Genomic DNA, 2,551 nt, shown 5'->3' with positions numbered 1-2,551 from the left:
TGTCAATGGCCATATGGAAGTCGCCGCTGGTGGCCGGGTGAGGTATCCACTGGTGGCCAGGAAAAGTCCCCACCTCCTTGCGGGGGTGGGTGGTCAGTTCGGGGTTGGTTCACCTCGCTTGGTTCGGTTTCTCATGCGGTAGGAGTCGCCGTCGGTGATGACGACGGTGGCGTGGTGCAGCAGCCTGTCGAGGATGCTGACGGCGGTGGTGTGTTCGGGCAGGAACCGGCCCCATTGCTCGAACGGCCAGTGGGAACCGACCGCGAGCGAACGGCGTTCGTAGGCGGCAGCGACGAGTCGGAACAGCAGTTGGGTGCCGGTGTCGTCGAGTGGGGCGAACCCTATTTCGTCGAGGATGAGCAGGTCCGCGCGTAGCAGGGTGTCGATGACTTTGCCGACGGTGTTGTCGGCCAGGCCGCGGTAGAGAGTGTCGATCAGGTCGGCGGCGGTGAAATACCGAACCTTGTGTCCGGCGGTGACCGCGGCGTGGCCGAGCCCGATCAGGGTGTGACTCTTCCCGGTCCCGGGTGGGCCGATCAACGCCAGATTCTGTTGCGCGCGAACCCATTCCAAGCTCGACAGGTAATCGAAGGTGGCTGGCGGAATCGACGAGGCTGCGACGTCGAAGCTGTCGAGGGTTTTGGTGACCGGGAATGCGGCGGCCTTGAGCCGATTGCGGGCGTTGGAGGCGTCGCGGGCGGTCAGCTCGACCTCTAGCAGAGTGCGCAGCACTTCTTCGGGGGTCCAGCGCTGAGTCTTGGCCACGGCCAGGACTTCGGGTGCGGTGCGGCGGATCGCGGCCAGTTTCAACCGGCGCAGTCCGGCGTCGAGATCGGCTGCCAGTTCCGGGATCGGTTTGCGCGCAGTTGTTTTCGTTCGATGGGTGGTCATGAGCCGCTCCCATCACGGCTGATCTTGTATGCGTCCAGTGATCGAGTCGGGGCAGTGGGCAGGTCCAGCACCAGGGCATCCCCGGCCGGGCGGGGTTGCGGGGTTCCGGTGCCGGCGGCCAGGATGGAGCGGACGTCGGCGGCGCGGAACCGTTTGAACGCCACCGCCCGTCGCAGGGCGGCGATCAGGGTCTGCTCGCCGTGAGCGGCGCCGAGTGCGAGCAGGATCTCCAGCTCGCCCGCCAGGCGGCTGTTGCCCTGGGCCGCCGCGCCGACCAGGAAGGCTTCGGCGTCTTCGCCGAGAGCGCAGAACTGGTGCTCTACAATGGTTTTCGGGCGTGGGCCTCGATTCGGGGCGGGACGGGGTCCGTCGTAGTGGGCATCGAGGATCGATGCCTCGCCGGGGGCGACCAACTCGTGTTCGGCCACGATCACTCCGGTCGCAGGTTCGAGCACCAGCAACGCGCCGTGATCGACAACGATCTGCACCGCTTCGCCGATCAGGCGGGTGGGCACCGAATAGCGGGCCGACCCATAGCGAACACACGAGAGCCGGTCGACCTTGCGGCTCACCGCCGCAGCGCCGGTCTCCATCTGCAGAGAAGGTAACGGCGACAATAACTCTCGCTCGACTTCCAGCCGTTGATCGGGAATGGCGCAGATCTCCGAATGCATCAGCGAGTTCACCTCCACGCACCAGGCTTCGGCCGCGGTGTTGGCCTCCCGCAAGCCGACGACCCGGCCGGTCACCGTGGCCTCGGTCAGCAGCGGGACCGCCAGGTCGCGTTGGGCATAGCCGCAGAGGTTTTCCACGATGCCTTTCGATTGCGGATCGGCGGCGCGACAGAAATCGGGGGCGAATCCGTAATGCGTTGCGAAACGGATGTATTCGGGCGTCGGGACCACGACATCGGCGACCACCCCGGCCTTCAGGCAGCCCATTCGGTCGGCCAGTATCTTGGCCGGGACTCCGCCGATCGCGGCCAGTGTTTGCGCGATCATCGCCAGAGTCGTGGACTGTTTCTGGTCGGCGGCGAACGCGGCGAAACGCCACCGCGAGAACGCCAGCACCGCGCAGAACACGAACAACCCCGGCGCGGCCTCGGCCCAATCGATCACCAGATACTCACCCGGCGACCACACCGCCGGACGCCGGCCACGATGATTTTCCTTGCGCCACAACGCCTTCTGCTCGGCCACCAAACGGCGGAAGTTCCGCGGCGACCCCTGGTAACCGGCGGCACGGGCGATCGGCAACAGTCGCTTGGCCGAGATCCGGCCCTTCGACTTGCCCACCCGCTCACCGACCAACTCGGCGACCAGGTCGAAATTCCGCGGCCTCGCCGCCGCCGCCGCAGCGCCGCCGACCGCCGCACGCTCGACGACTCGTTTCACTGTTTTATGAGTGGTGCCGCACAACTCGGCCGCACCTCGATACGTTCCGACCTCTCGATAGGCGGAAATGATGTCCATTCGCTCCCTCGCAGACTTCAATGGAACTCCCTGGGCGGTGATGTGACAGTTGGCGCTATCACCGTCACCGCCCAGGCCACGAGCTCCGGACTGACACGACGAGCAAGGGGAAAATGGGGACTTCTACCCGGCCGCCAGCGGGGACCTACAGTTGGCCACCAGCGGGGACTTTGTCATGGCCACGGACA

2 protein-coding genes are annotated in these 2,551 nt (G+C 66.0%); both read right to left on the bottom strand.

The window, feature by feature from the left end; genetic code table 11:
* Window positions 1-93 precede the first annotated feature (93 nt).
* Window positions 94-891, bottom strand: coding sequence for an IS21-like element helper ATPase IstB (gene istB / locus ACIRRA_RS45800; RefSeq protein WP_402782387.1), 798 nt, complete (start codon window positions 889-891; stop codon window positions 94-96).
* Window positions 888-2,384, bottom strand: coding sequence for an IS21 family transposase (gene istA, locus ACIRRA_RS45795; protein ID WP_402782384.1), 1,497 nt, complete (start codon window positions 2,382-2,384; stop codon window positions 888-890). The genes istB and istA overlap by 4 nt, the downstream gene beginning before the upstream one ends.
* Window positions 2,385-2,551: the final 167 nt, after the last annotated feature.

Origin of the sequence: Nocardia sp. NPDC101769 (assembly GCF_044766925.1) — a bacterium.
Classification (GTDB): domain Bacteria; phylum Actinomycetota; class Actinomycetes; order Mycobacteriales; family Mycobacteriaceae; genus Nocardia.
The sequence above is the reverse complement of the archived record's forward strand: the minus strand, read 5'-3'. Positions and strand labels throughout refer to the sequence as shown.

What these genes read in the sequence shown, in the direction of transcription:
- istB (WP_402782387.1), bottom strand. Translation starts at nt 891, where the DNA reads ATGACCACCCATCGAACGAAAACAACTGCGCGCAAACCGATCCCGGAA.